Source organism: Pseudomonas fluorescens, assembly GCF_018614655.1.
In the GTDB taxonomy this organism is placed as follows: Bacteria; Pseudomonadota; Gammaproteobacteria; order Pseudomonadales; family Pseudomonadaceae; genus Aquipseudomonas; species Aquipseudomonas fluorescens_BX.
This window is the reverse complement of the sequence record NZ_JAGGOG010000002.1, coordinates 107,248-123,743: the sequence shown is the minus strand read 5'-3', so window position 1 is coordinate 123,743 and position 16,496 is coordinate 107,248. Positions and strand designations below refer to the sequence as shown.

Genomic DNA, 16,496 nt, shown 5'->3' with positions numbered 1-16,496 from the left:
CTTTTGAGTCGTAGCAGTCAGAATTAAAAAAGTTTTGACTAGCACAGCATATCGATTTAAACCTTTCATAAATGCGACATAGATTTGCGACATTTCGTCGCTAAATTTGTGAGCGTCTGTGTCGGTGTGTACAATGACCTCCCTTTTGCCCCCGCTAAGCCGGCGTACGTTCGGCGTGGAAGGTAACCGGTTGAATTGAAAAGAAATTTGCCTCATGAAAAGAGGCAGCCTGGTGAGAAAGTGTCTATGAAAGCAGGTCTGTACCAACCCGATGAATTCAAGGATAACTGTGGTTTCGGCCTGATAGCCCATATGCAGGGCGAGCCCAGTCATACCCTTTTGCAAACGGCCATCGAGGCCCTGACCTGCATGACCCACCGCGGTGGGATCAACGCCGACGGCAAGACCGGTGACGGTTGTGGCTTGCTGATTCAAAAGCCCGACCAGTTCCTGCGCGCCGTTGCCAAAGAGCATTTCGGCGCCGATTTGCCCAAGCAGTACGCCGTGGGGATGGTGTTTTTCAACCAGGACCCGGTCAAAGCCGAAGCCGCTCGCGAGAACATGAACCGCGAGATTCTGGCCGCAGGCCTAACGCTCGTCGGCTGGCGCAAAGTGCCGATCGACACCAGCGTCCTTGGCCGCCTGGCCCTTGAGCGCCTGCCGCAGATCGAACAAGTGTTCATCGCAGGCGATGGCCTGAGCGATCAGGACATGGCGATCAAGCTGTTCACCTCCCGTCGTCGCTCGTCCGTGGCCAACGCCTTGGACACTGACCACTACATCTGCAGCTTTTCCCACAAGACCATCATTTATAAAGGCCTGATGATGCCGGCGGATTTGACCGCCTTCTATCCAGACCTGAGCGACGAGCGCCTGCAAACCGCGATCTGCGTGTTCCACCAGCGCTTCTCCACCAATACCCTGCCGAAATGGCCGTTGGCCCAGCCATTCCGCTTCCTCGCCCACAACGGCGAGATCAACACCATTACCGGCAACCGCAACTGGGCTGTGGCCCGTCGCACCAAGTTCGCCAACGATTTGATGGACCTGGAAGAGCTCGGCCCGCTGGTCAACCGCGTCGGTTCCGACTCCTCCAGCATGGACAACATGCTCGAACTGATGGTTACCGGCGGGATTGACCTGTTCCGTGGCGTGCGCATGATCATTCCGCCTGCGTGGCAGAACGTCGAAACCATGGACCCCGATCTGCGGGCGTTCTATGAGTACAACTCGATGCACATGGAGCCGTGGGACGGCCCGGCCGGTGTGGTCATGACCGACGGTCGTTACGCCGTCTGCCTGCTCGACCGTAACGGTCTGCGCCCGGCGCGTTGGGTCACCACCACCAATGGTTTCATCACCCTGGCGTCGGAAATCGGCGTGTGGAACTACCAACCCGAAGACGTCATCGCCAAAGGTCGCGTAGGTCCTGGCCAGATCCTGGCCGTGGACACCGAAACCGGTCAGATCCTCGACACCGACGCCATCGACAACCGCTTGAAGTCCCGTCACCCGTATAAGCAATGGCTGCGCAAGAACGCTCTGCGCATCCAGGCGACCATGGAAGACAACGACCACGGTTCGGCTTTCTACGATGTCGACCAGCTCAAGCAGTACATGAAGATGTACCAGGTCACTTTCGAGGAGCGTGATCAGGTGCTGCGTCCATTGGGCGAGCAAGGTTACGAGGCCGTCGGCTCCATGGGCGATGACACGCCAATGGCCGTGCTGTCCCAGCGCGTGCGCACGCCATACGACTATTTCCGCCAGCAGTTCGCGCAGGTAACCAACCCGCCGATCGACCCGCTGCGCGAAGCCATCGTCATGTCCCTGGAAGTGTGCCTCGGTGCCGAGCGCAACATCTTCCAGGAATCGCCAGAGCACGCTTCCCGCGTGATCCTCAGCTCGCCGGTCATTTCCCCGGCCAAGTGGCGTTCGTTGATGACCCTGGACCGCCCGGGCTTCGACCGGCAGATCATCGACCTGAACTACGACGAGAGCCTCGGCCTGGAAGCCGCTGTGCGTAATGTTGCCGATCAGGCTGAAGAAGCCGTGCGTGCCGGTCGTACCCAGATCGTGCTGACCGACCGTCACATTGCGCCAGGCAAGTTGCCGATCCACGCCTCGCTGGCCACCGGCGCGGTGCACCACCGCCTGACCGAAAAAGGCCTGCGCTGCGACTCCAACATCCTCGTCGAAACCGCCACCGCCCGCGACCCGCACCACTTCGCGGTGTTGATCGGTTTCGGCGCCTCGGCGGTGTACCCGTTCCTGGCGTACGAAGTGCTCGGCGACCTGATCCGTACCGGCGAAGTCCTGGGCGACCTCTACGAGGTGTTCAAGAACTACCGTAAAGGCATCACCAAGGGCCTGCTGAAGATCCTGTCGAAGATGGGCATCTCCACCGTTACGTCCTACCGCGGTGCGCAGTTGTTCGAAGCCATCGGCCTGTCGGAAGAAGTCTGCGACATGAGCTTCCGCGGTGTGCCGAGCCGTATCAAGGGCGCGCGTTTCGTCGACATCGAAGCCGAACAGAAAGCCCTGGCGGCCGAAGCCTGGAGTGCGCGCAAGCCGATCCAGCAAGGCGGCCTGCTGAAGTTCGTCCACGGTGGCGAATACCACGCCTACAACCCGGACGTGGTCAGCACTCTGCAAGCTGCCGTGCAGCAAGGCGACTACGCCAAGTTCAAGGAATACACCGCGCTGGTGGATAACCGCCCGGTGTCGATGATCCGCGACCTGTTCAAGGTGAAAACCCTGGACACGCCGTTGGCCATCAGTGAGATCGAACCCCTGGAGTCGATCCTCAAGCGTTTCGACTCCGCCGGCATTTCCCTGGGCGCTCTGTCGCCTGAGGCTCACGAAGCCCTGGCCGAAGCCATGAACCGCCTGGGTGCGCGTTCCAACTCCGGCGAAGGCGGTGAAGACCCGGCGCGTTACGGCACCATCAAGAGTTCGAAAATCAAGCAGGTCGCCACTGGCCGCTTTGGTGTGACCCCCGAATACCTGGTCAACGCCGAAGTGCTGCAGATCAAGGTTGCTCAGGGCGCCAAGCCGGGTGAGGGTGGTCAACTGCCCGGCGGCAAGGTCAACGGTTTGATCGCCAAGCTGCGTTACGCAGTGCCGGGTGTGACCCTGATTTCGCCTCCGCCGCACCACGACATCTACTCCATCGAGGATTTGTCGCAGCTGATTTTCGACTTGAAACAAGTCAACCCCAAGGCTCTGGTCTCGGTGAAACTGGTAGCAGAAGCCGGCGTCGGCACCATCGCCGCCGGTGTGGCCAAGGCCTATGCCGACCTGATCACCATCTCCGGCTACGACGGCGGCACCGGCGCATCGCCGCTGACCTCCATCAAATACGCCGGCGCGCCATGGGAACTGGGCCTGGCTGAAACCCACCAGACCCTGCGCGGCAACGACCTGCGCGGCAAGGTCCGGGTACAGACCGACGGCGGCCTGAAAACCGGCCTCGACGTGATCAAGGCCGCGATCCTCGGCGCCGAAAGCTTCGGCTTCGGCACCGCGCCAATGATCGCCCTGGGTTGCAAATACCTGCGCATCTGCCACCTGAACAACTGCGCCACCGGCGTCGCGACTCAGAACGAGAAGCTGCGCAAGGATCACTACATCGGTACCGTCGACATGGTGGTGAATTTCTTCACCTATGTCGCCGAAGAAACCCGTGAGTGGCTGGCCAAGTTGGGCGTGCGTTCGCTGGAAGAGCTGATCGGCCGTACCGATCTGCTGGACATCCTCGAGGGTCAGACCGCCAAGCAACAGCACCTGGACCTGACGCCGCTGTTGGGCAGCGATCACATCCCGGCAGACAAGCCACAATTCTGCCAGGTGGAGCGCAACCCGCCGTTCGACAAAGGCTTGCTGGCCGAGAAGATGGTTGAGATGGCCAGCTCTTCGATCAACGACGCCAGCGGTGGTGAGTTCGCCCTGGATATCTGCAACTGCGACCGTTCCATCGGCGCGCGGATCTCCGGCGAAATCGCACGCAAGCACGGCAACCAAGGCATGGCCAAGGCGCCAATCACCTTCCGCTTCAAAGGCACTGCGGGCCAGAGTTTCGGTGTGTGGAACGCCGGTGGCCTGAGCATGTACCTGGAAGGCGACGCCAACGACTACGTGGGTAAGGGTATGACTGGCGGCAAGCTGGTGATCGTCCCGCCTGTCGGCAGTGTCTACAAGACTCAAGACAGTGCCATCATCGGCAACACCTGCCTGTATGGCGCAACCGGCGGCAAGCTGTTTGCGGCCGGTACTGCCGGTGAGCGTTTCGCGGTGCGTAACTCCGGTGCTCACACAGTTGTGGAAGGCACAGGCGATCACTGCTGCGAGTACATGACCGGTGGCTTCGTCGCGGTGCTGGGCAAGACCGGCTACAACTTCGGTTCGGGCATGACTGGCGGTTTCGCCTACGTGCTGGACCAGGACAACACCTTCGTCGACAAGGTCAACCACGAGTTGGTGGAGATCCAGCGGATCAGCGGCGAAGCGATGGAATCCTATCGCAACCACTTGCAGCATGTGCTGGACGAATATGTCGAGGAAACCAACAGCGAATGGGGTCGTAACCTCGCTGAAAACCTCGATGACTACCTGCGTCGTTTCTGGCTGGTCAAGCCCAAGGCTGCCAACCTGAAATCGTTGCTTTCCAGCATCCGTGCCAATCCGCAGTGATATGCGCCTGAAGAGTTTGATGAGGTTTTAACATGGCTGAACGTCTGAATAACGACTTCCAGTTCATCGATGTCGGGCGCAAAGATCCGAAGAAGAAACTGTTGCGTCAACGCAAGAAAGAGTTCGTGGAAATCTACGAGCCCTTCAAACCCCAGCACTCGGCTGACCAGGCCCACCGCTGCCTGGGGTGCGGTAACCCGTATTGCGAATGGAAGTGCCCGGTGCACAACTTCATTCCCAACTGGCTCAAATTGGTGGCCGAGGGCAACATCCTCGCGGCCGCCGAACTGTCGCACCAGACCAATACCTTGCCGGAAGTCTGCGGCCGGGTGTGCCCACAGGATCGTCTGTGCGAGGGTGCCTGCACCCTTAACGACGGCTTTGGCGCGGTGACCATCGGTTCGGTGGAGAAGTACATCACCGACACCGCGTTCGCCATGGGCTGGCGCCCGGACATGTCCAAGGTCAAGCCGACCGGCAAACGTGTGGCGATCATCGGTGCGGGCCCTGCGGGCCTGGGCTGTGCCGACGTGCTGGTGCGTGGCGGCGTGACCCCGGTGGTGTTCGACAAGAACCCGGAAATCGGTGGCTTGCTGACCTTCGGCATCCCCGAGTTCAAGCTGGAAAAGACCGTACTGAGCCATCGTCGCGAAGTCTTCACCGGCATGGGCATCGAGTTCCGTCTCAACACCGAGATCGGCAAAGACGTGACCATGGAGCAATTGCTCGAAGAATACGATGCCGTGTTCATGGGCATGGGCACTTACACCTACATGAAGGGCGGCTTTGCCGGTGAGGACCTGCCGGGCGTGTACGACGCTTTGGACTTCCTGATCGCCAACGTCAACCGCAATCTGGGCTTTGAAAAGTCGCCGGAAGATTTCGTCGACATGAAAGGCAAGAAGGTCGTGGTACTGGGCGGTGGTGACACCGCGATGGACTGCAACCGTACCTCGATTCGCCAGGGCGCCAAGTCGGTGACCTGTGCGTATCGTCGTGACGAGGCCAACATGCCGGGCTCGCGCAAAGAGGTGAAGAACGCCAAGGAAGAAGGCGTGAAATTCCTCTACAACCGCCAGCCGATCGCCATTGTTGGCGAGGACCGTGTCGAAGGCGTGAAAGTGGTCGAGACCCGTCTCGGCGAACCGGATGCCCGTGGCCGTCGCAGCCCTGAGCCGATCCCGGGTTCCGAAGAGATCATCCCGGCTGACGCTGTGGTCATCGCCTTCGGTTTCCGTCCAAGCCCGGCGCCATGGTTTGAGCAGTTCGAGATCCAGACCGACAGCCAGGGCCGCGTCGTGGCCCCGGAACAAGGCCAGTACAAGCACCAGACCAGCAATCCGAAAATCTTCGCCGGTGGCGATATGGTTCGCGGTTCTGATCTGGTGGTAACCGCGATCTTCGAAGGGCGCAATGCCGCGGAAGGGATCCTGGATTACCTGCAGGTCTGACCTGATCCCGAGTTGAAATGGGATCAAAATGTCGGAGCAGGCTTGCTCGCGAATGCGGTTTATCAGCCACCATATGTATTGGCTGCCCCACCGCTTTCGCGAGCAAGCCCGCTCCCACATTTGTTTTGCGGTGTGTTCAAGCTACCGCGACAAATTGACCCGATAGACAAAAGGCACAGCTCTTGCCGTGCCTTTTGCGTCGCGCTCTGAGAAAATGCCCGCACTTTTTTTGCGGATGCCGACATGACTGCCCTCAAGAACGACCGTTTCCTTCGTGCCCTGCTCAAGCAACCCGTGGACGTCACCCCTGTGTGGATGATGCGTCAGGCCGGTCGCTACCTGCCGGAATACCGCGCCAGTCGCGCCCACGCCGGCGACTTCATGAGCCTGTGCATGAACCCGGAGTTCGCCTGCGAAGTCACGATGCAACCGCTGGACCGTTATCCACAACTGGATGCGGCCATCCTTTTCTCCGATATCCTGACCATCCCTGACGCCATGGGCCAGGGCCTGTACTTCGAAACCGGCGAAGGTCCGCGTTTCAAGAAGGTCGTCAGCACTCTGGCCGACATCGAAGCCCTGCCGATTCCTGACCCTCACAAGGACCTGGGCTACGTCATGGACGCCGTCAGCACCATCCGCCGCGAGCTCAATGGCCGCGTGCCGCTGATCGGCTTCTCCGGCAGCCCATGGACCCTGGCCACCTATATGGTCGAAGGCGGCTCGTCGAAAGACTTCCGCAAGACCAAAGCCATGCTCTACGACAACCCGCAAGCCATGCACCTGCTGCTGGACAAGCTGGCACAGTCGGTCACGTCCTACCTCAACGGCCAGATCATGGCCGGCGCCCAGGCCGTGCAGATCTTCGACACCTGGGGCGGCAACCTGTCGGCGGCGGCGTATCAGGAATTTTCCCTGGCCTACATGCGCAAAATCGTCAGCGGCCTGATCCGCGAACATGAGGGCCGAAAAGTGCCGGTCATCATGTTCACCAAGGGCGGTGGCCTGTGGTTGGAAAGCATCGCCGATGCGGGTGCTGATGCGTTGGGCCTGGACTGGACCTGCGACCTCGGCGAAGCCCGCCGTCGCGTGGGTAACAAGGTTGCGCTGCAGGGCAACATGGACCCGACCGTGCTCTACGCCAAGCCGGAAGCCATCCGCACTGAAGTCGGCCGTATCCTCGCCAGCTATGGCAAGGGCAGCGGCCATGTCTTCAACCTCGGTCACGGGATCACCCCGGAAGTGGATCCGGAGCACGCAGGCGCGTTCCTGCGGGCGGTGCATGAGTTGTCGGCGCAGTATCACGAGTGATCGTCGCCCAATAAAAAAAGCCCGGCTTATGCCGGGCTTTTTTATGACCGCGTGTCAGGCTTTCACTTCACCCAATGGCGGCAACTTCGCCAGCTTCAACGCCACCAGCAACGCGACGATCAACAATGCCACGATAAACGCACCAATTCCGTTCCATCCGGCGTAGTGCCAGAAGAACCCACCGGCGGTACCGGCAATACTGGACCCGACGTAGTAGCTGAACAGGTACAAGGACGATGCCTGCCCCTTGGCCTTTAGCGCTCGGCGGCCGATCCAGCTGCTGGCCACCGAGTGGGCGCCGAAGAAGCCGAACGTGAACATCAGCATGCCGATGACCACCAGCACCAGCGGCGTGAACAACGTCAGGGCGATACCGGCGAGCATCAGTACGATGGTGGCCCACAGCACACGGCGGCGGCCCAGGCGGTCAGCCAGGGAGCCAATCTTTGCCGAGCTGTAGATGCCCGAAAGGTACACCAGCGACAGCAATCCGACGACGGCTTGGCTCAGGTCATACGGGTCGGCCAGCAAACGATAGCCGATGTAGTTGAACAGGGTGACGAAGCTGCCCATCAGCAGGAAGGCTTCCAGGAACAGCCACGGCAGGCCGGCGTCCTTGAAGTGCATGACAAAGCCGTCCAGCAGGTTGCGGGGCTTGAGGCTGGTGGCGCGGAAGTTGCGCGATTCGGGGAGGATTTTCCAGAACACCGTGGCGGCGATCAGTGCCAAGGCGCCGATGATCAACATCGCCGTGTGCCAACTGACAAAGTCGATCAGCACGCCGATGATCAAGCGCCCGCTCATGCCGCCGATAGCGTTGCCGCCGATATACAGGCCCATCGCCAAGCCGATGTGTTGTGGGTGGATCTCTTCGCTCAGGTAGGTCATCGCCACCGCTGCCAGGCCACTGAGGGACAGGCCCAGCAGCGCCCGCATCAGCAGGATGCCTTCCCAGGTCGGCATCAGGCCGCTGGCGATGGTGCACAGTGCGGCACAGAACAGTGCGGCGACCATCACTGGCTTGCGCCCGAGACGGTCGGAAATCGGTCCGGTGATCAGCAGACCAAAGGCGAGCATGGCGGTCGCGACTGAGAGAATCAGGCTGCTCTGCGCCGCATTGATGGAAAACTCGTGGGACAGCGCGGGCATCATCGGCTGTACGCAATAGAGCAGGGCGAACGTGGCGAAACCGCCGGAAAACAGCGCCAGCACCGTGCGCATGAACATCGGCGTGCCTTTTTCGATGTACTGCTCATTGAGCTGTGCCACCACCTCATCCAGGGCAGTGGGTGGGCGTTCTTGAGCAAGTGGAGCGACAGCAGATTTCACGCGGGACCTCGGGGAGGAAAGACTGCCAGGGCTGGCAATATAAAAAGAATATAGCTCCCTAATGATTCTTTCCAATATATTGTTCGACCTGTTTGATAGCTTTTACGACCTAATGGGGTTTTCATGGAATTGCGCCATCTGCGTTACTTCATCGCCGTGGCTGAAGAGCTGCATTTTGGCCGCGCCGCGCAGGTGCTGGGTATTTCCCAGCCGCCGCTGAGCCAGCAGATTCAGGCACTGGAGCAGGAGGTTGGCGCACGGTTATTTGAGCGTACCAATCGTCGGGTTGAGCTGAGCGAAGCGGGACGGCTGTTCCTGCAAGAGGCGCGGCTGGTGCTGGCTCAGGTTAATAAAGCGGCGGATGTGGCGCGCCGGGCACAGTTAGGTGAACTGGGGGAATTGAAGATCGGCTTCACCTCTTCTGCACCGTTCAACTCCAGCATCCCACAGGCGATCTTCGCCTTTCGCCAGGCATTCCCGGCGGTGCAACTGAATCTGCAGGAGATGAGCAGCACCCAAGTGGCCGAGTCGTTGGTGGATGAATCAATTCAAGTGGGGCTGATGCGGCCGTTGCCGTTGCCTGATTCGTTGAGCGTGGTGGAGTTGATGCGCGAGCCGTTGGTGGCCGTGCTGAGCGCAGGTCATCCGTTGGTAGAAGGGAGCGAGCGCGGCTTGCACCTGGCGCAATTGGCCGAAGAGCCGTTTGTGTTTTTTCCACGGACTTATGGCAGTGGTTTGTACGCACAGTTGCTCAACCTGGCCCGTGACGCTGGCTTCAGCCCGCATTTCGCCCAGGAAGCGGGGGAAGCGATGACGATTATTGGTTTGGTGGCGGCGGGACTGGGGGTTTCGGTATTGCCGGCGTCGTATCAGCGAATGCGCATCGACGGCGTGGTCTACCGCACATTGCTTGATCCGCAAGCGATGACGGCGGTGTGGCTGGTGCAGCGCAAGGACCAGCAATCGCCGATGGCCAAGGCGTTTGTCGAGTTGCTTGTGGCGAGGGGGCTTGCCGGACCGCCGTATCGCCCTCGTTGGGCTGCGAAGCAGCCCTAAAACCTGCCATCTCGATCTATCTGAAAACTCAACGAGCCTATTGGGGCTGCTGCGCAGCCCAACGGGGGCGATACGGCGGTCCGGCAAGCCCCCTCGCCACAGGGCGCCCTTTGTCGTTTCTGATGCTTCAGTTTTACTTAGCGGCCCCGGTCTGCGGCAACACTTGCGGCGCTGAACTCACACCAGTGGAGCGCAATCCCGCCAGGATGTCCCGATCCAGCATGCTGATCCAACGGTTGTAGTTGCGATGAATCTTGCCGTCCTTGTAGCCCAGGTCGCGGCTGTCGCGGTAGGTGATGGCGTAGCTGTTGCGGGTGTAGCGGATGTCGATTTCAGCATGGAATTGATTGCGCACGGTGATCTCGGCCTGGATCAGTTGCGGGCTGAGGCGTTGTACCGTCCATTCGCGCTTTTCCAGGGCTGCGACGATGGCCTGTTTCATTTTTTCGTCACTGACCTGCGTCGGCAGGTCGTGTTGGGTGTTGAGCACCGGTTTGTTGGTGCAGCCAGCCGTGGTCAGCAGGGCCAGGGTGATCAGTGTTGCGCGTAGCAAGGAAGACATTCCGTTTTCTCCAATCAATAAAAAAGCTTACGGCCAGCGGCGAAAGATCAGCGAGGTGTTGACGCCGCCAAAGGCAAAGTTGTTGTTCATCACGTAGTCGTTGTGCAGCTCGCGGAACTCGCTGCGCAGGTAATCCAGTTCGCCGCAACGCGGGTCGACCTCGTCGAGGTTGAAGGTGTGCACGTACTGGTTGCTGTTCATCATCTCAATACTGAACCAGGATTCCAACGCGCCGCAGGCACCCAAGGTATGGCCGAGGAAGCTCTTCTGCGAGCTGATGGGCATGCGGCTGCCGAACAGGCTGCTGGTGGCCTGGGTTTCGGCGATATCGCCCTGTTCAGTAGCGGTGCCGTGGCCGTTGACGTAGCCGATGGCCGCCGGCGTAAGGCCTGCGTCTTCCAGGGCCAGTTCCATGGCCCGGCGCATGGTGGTCTGTTCGGGGCGGGTGGTGTGTTGGCCGTCGGCATTGCTGCCGAAACCGACGATCTCTGCGTGGATATGTGCACCACGGGCCAACGCGTGTTCCAGCTCTTCGAGCACCAGCATGCCGCCGCCTTCGCCGATCACCAGGCCATCACGGCCACTGTCGTAGGGGCGCGGGCTGGTTTGCGGGGCGTCGTTTTTCAGGCTGGTGGCGTACAGCGCATCGAACACCATGGCCTCGGTGGGGCACAGTTCTTCGGCGCCGCCGGCGAGCATCAGCGGCAGGCGGCCGAACTTGATGGCTTCATAGGCATAGCCGATGCCCTGGCTGCCGCTGGTGCAGGCGCTGGACGTTGGGATCAGCCGCCCGGTAAGGCCGAAGAAGATGCTGATATTGGCGGCGGTGGTGTGAGGCATCATCCGCACGTAGGAGTTGGCATTCAGCCCCTCGGCCACCGAGTTCAGCAGCATATTGCCGAAGGCCTTGATCTCGTCAGTGCTGCCGGTGGACGAACCGCAGGCGACGCCCATGCGCCCATCCTTGATCGATTCGTCACCGAGCAAACCGGCATCCTGCAACGCCTGTTCAGCGGCCCACACCGCCAGGCGCGACACCCGGCCCATGCTGCGCAGTTGCTTGCGGGTCCAGTGGGCCGGCACGACGAAATCGTCGATAGGCCCGGCCAACCGTGTATTCAATTCGCTGAAACGATCCCACTCATCCATGCGCCGGATGCCGCTGCGGTTAGCGCGAAAGTTAGCGGCGATGCTGGCCCAATCGCTACCCAGTGAGGTGATGCCGGCCATGCCGGTGACAACCACGCGCTTCATCAACACAGGCCTCCATTGACGGCCAGCACCTGGCGAGTGATGTAGCCGGCTTCTGCCGACATCAGGAAATTCACTGCGCCGGCGACTTCTTCCGGGGTGCCCATGCGTTGGGCCGGGATCATCTTCATCAGTTCTTCCACCGGTACGTTTTCATCCAGCATCGCCGTGTCGATCAGCCCGGGAGCCACGCAGTTGACGGTGATCTTGCGCTTGCCCAGCTCGATAGCCAGGGCCTTGGCTGCGCCGATCAAACCGGCCTTGGAAGCACTGTAGTTGACCTGGCCGCGATTGCCGATCAACCCGGAAACCGAGGTAATGCAGACTATCCGTCCGGCAGCACGACGACGAATCATCGGCATCATCACCGGGTGCAGCACGTTGTAGAAACCGTCGAGGTTGGTGCGCATCACCACGTCCCAGTCCTCTTCCGACAGTGCTGGAAACGCGCCGTCGCGGGTCAACCCGGCATTGAGCACCACACCGTAGTAGGCGCCATGTGTTTCTACGTCGGCTTCGAGGATTTGCTTGCAGGCGGCGCGATCCGAAACGTCGAATTGCAACACCCGAGCCTTGCGGCCCAGTGCTTCAACTTCAGCTTGCACGGCATCCGCTTCGGCACGACCGCTGCGGCAATGCAGCACGATGTCATGGCCGGCCTGGGCCAGGCGCAGGGCAATGGCGCGACCGATACCACGGCTGGAGCCGGTAACCAGAACGGATTCAGTCATGGCGTTGTGTCCTTCGATTCATCTAAATAATTGGCCGCATGGGGCGGTCGAAATACGTTCAAGCGTGCATTGGCCTGGATGCCGTCCCCGGTGAGGTGGCATTCGAACACACCCATGCCATTGTCGTCTTCCAGGGAGCGCAGGCCGTGAATGGTCAATTCGGTGCCGGCGGGAAAGTGCTCGACATTGCATTCATATTTGCGGGTGCCCAACAGGAATCCCAGCGCCACCGCCTCACCCTTCTGACGCGCATGGCAACCGGCGTAGGCGGCGACACTTTGCGCCATCAACTCAATGCCGACCCAGGCCGGCAAGCTACCGTCGGGACGGTTGAACAGGCCGTCGGGTTTGACGGTGAGGCGGGTATGAATCTGCTCTTCATCGAACGCCAGGACCTGATCGATCAGAATCATGTCACCGGCATGGGGCAGCAGTTCGGCGAGCGGCCAAGCGATCATGGGGCGTCTCCGATAATCAGGCTGACGTTGTTGCCGCCAAAGGCGAAGGAATTGCTCATCAGGCAGCGTTTTTCCAGGGTGTGTGCGGGTGTGACCCACTGCAAGGCCGGCAGCGCTGGGTCGGCCTGGCCATCCCAGACATGAGGCGGCAAGGCATGGGCGGTGTTGTCAGCGGACAGGCTCAGCCAGCAGAACGCGGCTTCCAGCGCACCGGCCGCCCCCAGCGTGTGACCGGTCATGGGTTTGGTCGATGAACAGGCCACGCCGTTTGGAAACAGGCTGGCCACCGCCAAGCTTTCCATGGCGTCGTTGTGCTGGGTCGCAGTGCCGTGCAGGTTCAGGTAGCCGATCTGTTCAGGCGCCAGGTGGGCGCTGGCCAAGGCCTTGCCCATCGCCAGCAGCGCGCCTTTGCCGGTCGGGTCCGGGGCGGAAATATGGTGGGCGTCGCAACTGGCGCCGCTGCCTAGCAGGGCGATGGGGCCCGGTACTTTGCTCATGAGAAACAGCGCAGCGGCTTCACCGATGTTGATGCCATTGCGATTGACCGAAAACGGATTGCAGCGTTGCTGGCTGACCGCCTCCAGGGACGTGAATCCATTGAGGGTCAGCTTGCACAGGCTGTCGACACCGCCGCATAGCACTGCGTCGCACATGCCAAGGTCCAGCAGGCGCTGGGCGCTCATCAACGCACGTGCGCCGGAGGTGCAAGCGGTGGAAATCACATAGGCCGGGCCGCTGGTTTGCAGCCAGTCGGCGAGAAAGGTGGCCGGGGCGCTGAGTTCCTGTTGCTGGTAGTTATAGTCGCTGGGGAACTGTTGGTTGCCCAGGAAATGGGCGATGCCGCGGCTGGCTTCATCGATCCCCGAGGTGCTGGTGCCGAGGATGATGCCGATCCGGGACGCGCCAAAGGTCTGGATCGCGTGCTGGATCTGGTCATGGATCTGCAATGCTGCTTCCAGCAACAGCTGGTTATTGCGGCTGCTTTGTTGTTCCAGCCCAGACGGGACTGCCGCCAGCTCACCGTGTACGCCCGCCACCGGCAACACGCGTTCCGGCACCCAGCCGCCTTCATCGCGCATGCCTGAGCAGTCACCGGCAAACAGGTTGCGGCTGACTTCACGCTTGTCGCGACCCAGGGCACAGATGACCCCGAGGGCGTTGAGGTAGACAGTCATCGGGCGGTCTCAAGCGGGCTGATGTGGTAGATCAGGTGTTGCCCAGGCAGGTTCACGCGAAACACCAGGGAGGAGTGATAAGTGATCTGCCAGCGGGACGGGAGGGTGCGTGTCAGGTCTATTTCCTGAGTGCCAGGATACAGCGTGGAGACTTCATCCGCCGACGTCAGGGCAAACAGCAAGGCAGCAAACAGCTCCCGAGCCTGAGAGTTGGGCGGCAGCAGGCCATCAGCCTGCCAGGCACCGTTGATCAACTTCTGCCGGGCCAGGGGAATGCCCAGCGGGTCCATCATTGACCAGCGGATCCCGCCGTCTTCATGCTGGATCACCAGCAGCCAGTCCTGGCGCTGGCCGTCCTGCTCACGCACCACATGCAATTGCAGCGGCAAGCTCAAGGTCGGGTTATGGGTTGGCAACGGTGGCTGGCTGGCGCAGGCGCTCAGCACCAACATACAACCCATCAGTAGCATGCGGATCATTGCCCGGCACCTGCCAGGGGTTTGCGGGCGACCACATTGACCAGGGTTTCTTCCCGTTCGCCAAAGGGTTTCGGGCGACGCAGGCCCCAACGCTCCAGCAAGCCGAAATCCGCGGAGCGGCTCCACCACAAGTACGGGTACGAAACATTCTGCGGGCCGAATTCGAAGCCCTGTTCACGAATCATCTCCAGGTATTCTTCAGCGCTTTTTTGCACGTGCATGGGATGCCGGAACAGCCAGCGAATCACCCAGGTATCGATATAGGCCTCGGTGGACTCGGCGAACAGCAGATAACCACCGGGCTTGAGCACCCGATAGAACTCCGTCAGCGCTCGCTGCTGTTCCACCAGATGATGGAAGGTCTGGTGGCAGAACAGGATATCAACACTCGCGTCGGCGACGTTGAGGGTGGCGCAGTCGCTGCCGATTAACTCGATGGCCAGGCCTTGGCGCTCGGCTTCGACGCGGCTCAACTCCAGGCTGTGGGGGTCGGCGTCCAGGCCGATCAAACGCTGGGGTGCAAACACCTGCTGCAAATACTGGAACGACTTGCCCTGGCCACAGCCGGCATCCAGCAGCACCGGAGCGGCCGGCAAGGGATCGCTGAACAGGCTGCGCAGGTCATTGATGGCCACCCGCAACACGTGATGCTGCCAGGTGTGGCTGCGCAGGAACCAGAAGCCGAACTTGGTCTCCTCGACGTAGTTTTTGCTCAAGTACTCTTTTTGATAAGAAGAACTGCTCACACCGCATCCCCTGCACAGATTTCCGACAACATCCGTAACCGCCGCTTTGGTTCGCTGACAAACGGATTACGCTCATCCCAGGCGTAACCGGCGAGGATCGAACTGATCATCCGTCGAATCGCCGGGGAGCTGTCGGGATGGAAAATCACATCCTGGAAAGTCCCGGCGTACCAGCCTTCGACGTAGCAGCGGAAGGTGTCGACACCGCGCTTCAACGGCTCGGCGAACTGGGTTTGCCAGTCGATAGGTTCACCCTGCAACTGACGATGCAACAGGCCTGCCGCCATGCTCGCCGAGCGCATGGCAATGGTCACGCCTGAAGAGAACACCGGGTCGAGAAATTCCGCGGCATTGCCCAGCAGCGCGAAGCCCGGGCCGTGCAAGGTTTTGACGTTGGCCGAGTAGCCGCCGATGGTGCGCGCTGGGGTATCCCAGACAGCATTTTCCAGCACTGTAGACAGGCTCGGCGTTTCATCGATAAAGCTGCGCAAGCAGGCATCGAGGTCGGTATCGCGACTGTCGAAATGCTCCCTGGCGGCGACCACGCCCACTGAACAGCGCCCGTTGCTGAACGGGATGGTCCAGAACCAGATATCGCGCTTTGTCGGGTGAGTGGTGATGAGGATCTTGGTGCGATCAAATCCCGGGTGTTCGATGTGGTCTTCGATGTGGGTAAACACCGCTTGGCGCAACGGGAAATTCGAGGCTGCTTCCAGGTCCAGCAGGCGCGGCAACACGCGGCCATAGCCGCTGGCGTCGAGCACGAAACCGGCCTTGAGGTGATACTCGCTGCCGTTCTCCCGACGGACATGCAGGTAGCGACTGCCCGCAGCAAAGTCGATGCCGATGATGGTCTCGCCGTAGCGGATTTCCACCCCTTGCAACTCAGCCTGGTCGGCCAGCAACTTGTCGAAGTCAGCACGCTGTACCTGGAACGTGGTGGGTTTGCCGTTGCTGAAAGTATCGCCGAAATCGAAGGCACTGTGGCGCTCGCCCCAGGTAAACGCGGCGCCGGTTTTTACCTGGAAACCCGCCGCGTTGACTGCCTCCAGCATCCCGGCCTCTTCGATGAAGTCGATGCAGTGGGACAGCAGGCTTTCGCCGATGGAGAAGCGCGGGAAGTACTGGCGTTCGATGATCAAGACATCATGCCCGTTACGTTTGAGCAGGGCGGCAGCAATGGCGCCGGACGGGCCGGCCCCAATCACCACGACCTGGCGACGTTCCATTTCAACTGTGGGCACGAGGGCTCCTT

The 16,496-nt window shown here is 60.7% G+C and carries 13 protein-coding genes; 4 read left to right on the top strand and 9 right to left on the bottom strand.

The window, feature by feature from the left end:
* Positions 1 to 246 precede the first annotated feature (246 nt).
* The 3 genes from gltB (at position 247) to hemE (ending at position 7,454) form a co-directional block, all read left to right on the top strand.
* Positions 247 to 4,692, top strand: a complete 4,446-nt coding sequence (gltB, locus tag J7E41_RS01365; protein ID WP_214989627.1) for a glutamate synthase large subunit — start codon at positions 247 to 249, stop codon at positions 4,690 to 4,692.
* Between the two features lie 32 nt (positions 4,693 to 4,724).
* The gene (locus tag J7E41_RS01360) at positions 4,725 to 6,143 is read left to right on the top strand and encodes an FAD-dependent oxidoreductase (RefSeq protein WP_003209353.1); all 1,419 of its coding nucleotides are present in this window, start codon (positions 4,725 to 4,727) and stop codon (positions 6,141 to 6,143) included.
* A 243-nt stretch (positions 6,144 to 6,386) separates the two neighbouring features.
* Positions 6,387 to 7,454 (top strand): uroporphyrinogen decarboxylase, encoded by a 1,068-nt coding sequence (hemE, locus tag J7E41_RS01355; RefSeq protein ID WP_087692524.1) that lies wholly within the window; start codon positions 6,387 to 6,389, stop codon positions 7,452 to 7,454.
* Between the two features lie 54 nt (positions 7,455 to 7,508).
* Here the strand turns inward: hemE and J7E41_RS01350 are convergent, their stop codons facing one another.
* Positions 7,509 to 8,735, bottom strand: a complete 1,227-nt coding sequence (locus J7E41_RS01350; protein WP_251029303.1) for an MFS transporter — start codon at positions 8,733 to 8,735, stop codon at positions 7,509 to 7,511.
* 171 nt (positions 8,736 to 8,906) lie between these two features.
* On the opposite strand from J7E41_RS01350, the gene J7E41_RS01345 reads away from it, so the two are divergent.
* Positions 8,907 to 9,839 (top strand): LysR family transcriptional regulator, encoded by a 933-nt coding sequence (locus J7E41_RS01345; RefSeq protein ID WP_214989625.1) that lies wholly within the window; start codon positions 8,907 to 8,909, stop codon positions 9,837 to 9,839.
* 133 nt (positions 9,840 to 9,972) lie between these two features.
* Here J7E41_RS01345 and J7E41_RS01340 read toward each other — a convergent pair whose 3' ends face one another.
* Genes J7E41_RS01340 through J7E41_RS01305 form a run of 8 tightly spaced genes read right to left on the bottom strand, consistent with a single transcriptional unit; the run spans position 9,973 to position 16,485 of the window.
* The gene (locus J7E41_RS01340; protein ID WP_214989624.1) at positions 9,973 to 10,401 is read right to left on the bottom strand and encodes a hypothetical protein; all 429 of its coding nucleotides are present in this window, start codon (positions 10,399 to 10,401) and stop codon (positions 9,973 to 9,975) included.
* Between the two features lie 27 nt (positions 10,402 to 10,428).
* Positions 10,429 to 11,655 (bottom strand): beta-ketoacyl-ACP synthase, encoded by a 1,227-nt coding sequence (locus tag J7E41_RS01335; protein WP_214989623.1) that lies wholly within the window; start codon positions 11,653 to 11,655, stop codon positions 10,429 to 10,431.
* Positions 11,655 to 12,383, bottom strand: coding sequence for a 3-oxoacyl-ACP reductase FabG (gene fabG / locus J7E41_RS01330; protein ID WP_155582878.1), 729 nt, complete (start codon positions 12,381 to 12,383; stop codon positions 11,655 to 11,657). The genes J7E41_RS01335 and fabG overlap by 1 nt, the downstream gene beginning before the upstream one ends.
* Complete coding sequence (locus J7E41_RS01325) at positions 12,380 to 12,841, bottom strand: ApeP family dehydratase (protein WP_214989622.1); 462 nt, start codon at positions 12,839 to 12,841, stop codon at positions 12,380 to 12,382. Before J7E41_RS01325 ends, fabG begins: the two co-directional genes overlap by 4 nt.
* The gene (locus J7E41_RS01320; protein ID WP_214989621.1) at positions 12,838 to 14,016 is read right to left on the bottom strand and encodes a beta-ketoacyl-[acyl-carrier-protein] synthase family protein; all 1,179 of its coding nucleotides are present in this window, start codon (positions 14,014 to 14,016) and stop codon (positions 12,838 to 12,840) included. The genes J7E41_RS01325 and J7E41_RS01320 overlap by 4 nt, the downstream gene beginning before the upstream one ends.
* On the bottom strand, positions 14,013 to 14,495 hold the full coding sequence (locus tag J7E41_RS01315; RefSeq protein ID WP_214989620.1) for a hypothetical protein: 483 nt from the start codon (positions 14,493 to 14,495) through the stop codon (positions 14,013 to 14,015). Before J7E41_RS01315 ends, J7E41_RS01320 begins: the two co-directional genes overlap by 4 nt.
* On the bottom strand, positions 14,492 to 15,241 hold the full coding sequence (locus J7E41_RS01310; protein ID WP_214989619.1) for a class I SAM-dependent methyltransferase: 750 nt from the start codon (positions 15,239 to 15,241) through the stop codon (positions 14,492 to 14,494). The genes J7E41_RS01315 and J7E41_RS01310 overlap by 4 nt, the downstream gene beginning before the upstream one ends.
* Entirely contained in the window at positions 15,238 to 16,485 is a 1,248-nt protein-coding gene (locus J7E41_RS01305; RefSeq protein WP_353049385.1) for an NAD(P)/FAD-dependent oxidoreductase, read from the bottom strand. Before J7E41_RS01305 ends, J7E41_RS01310 begins: the two co-directional genes overlap by 4 nt.
* Positions 16,486 to 16,496 lie beyond the last annotated feature (11 nt).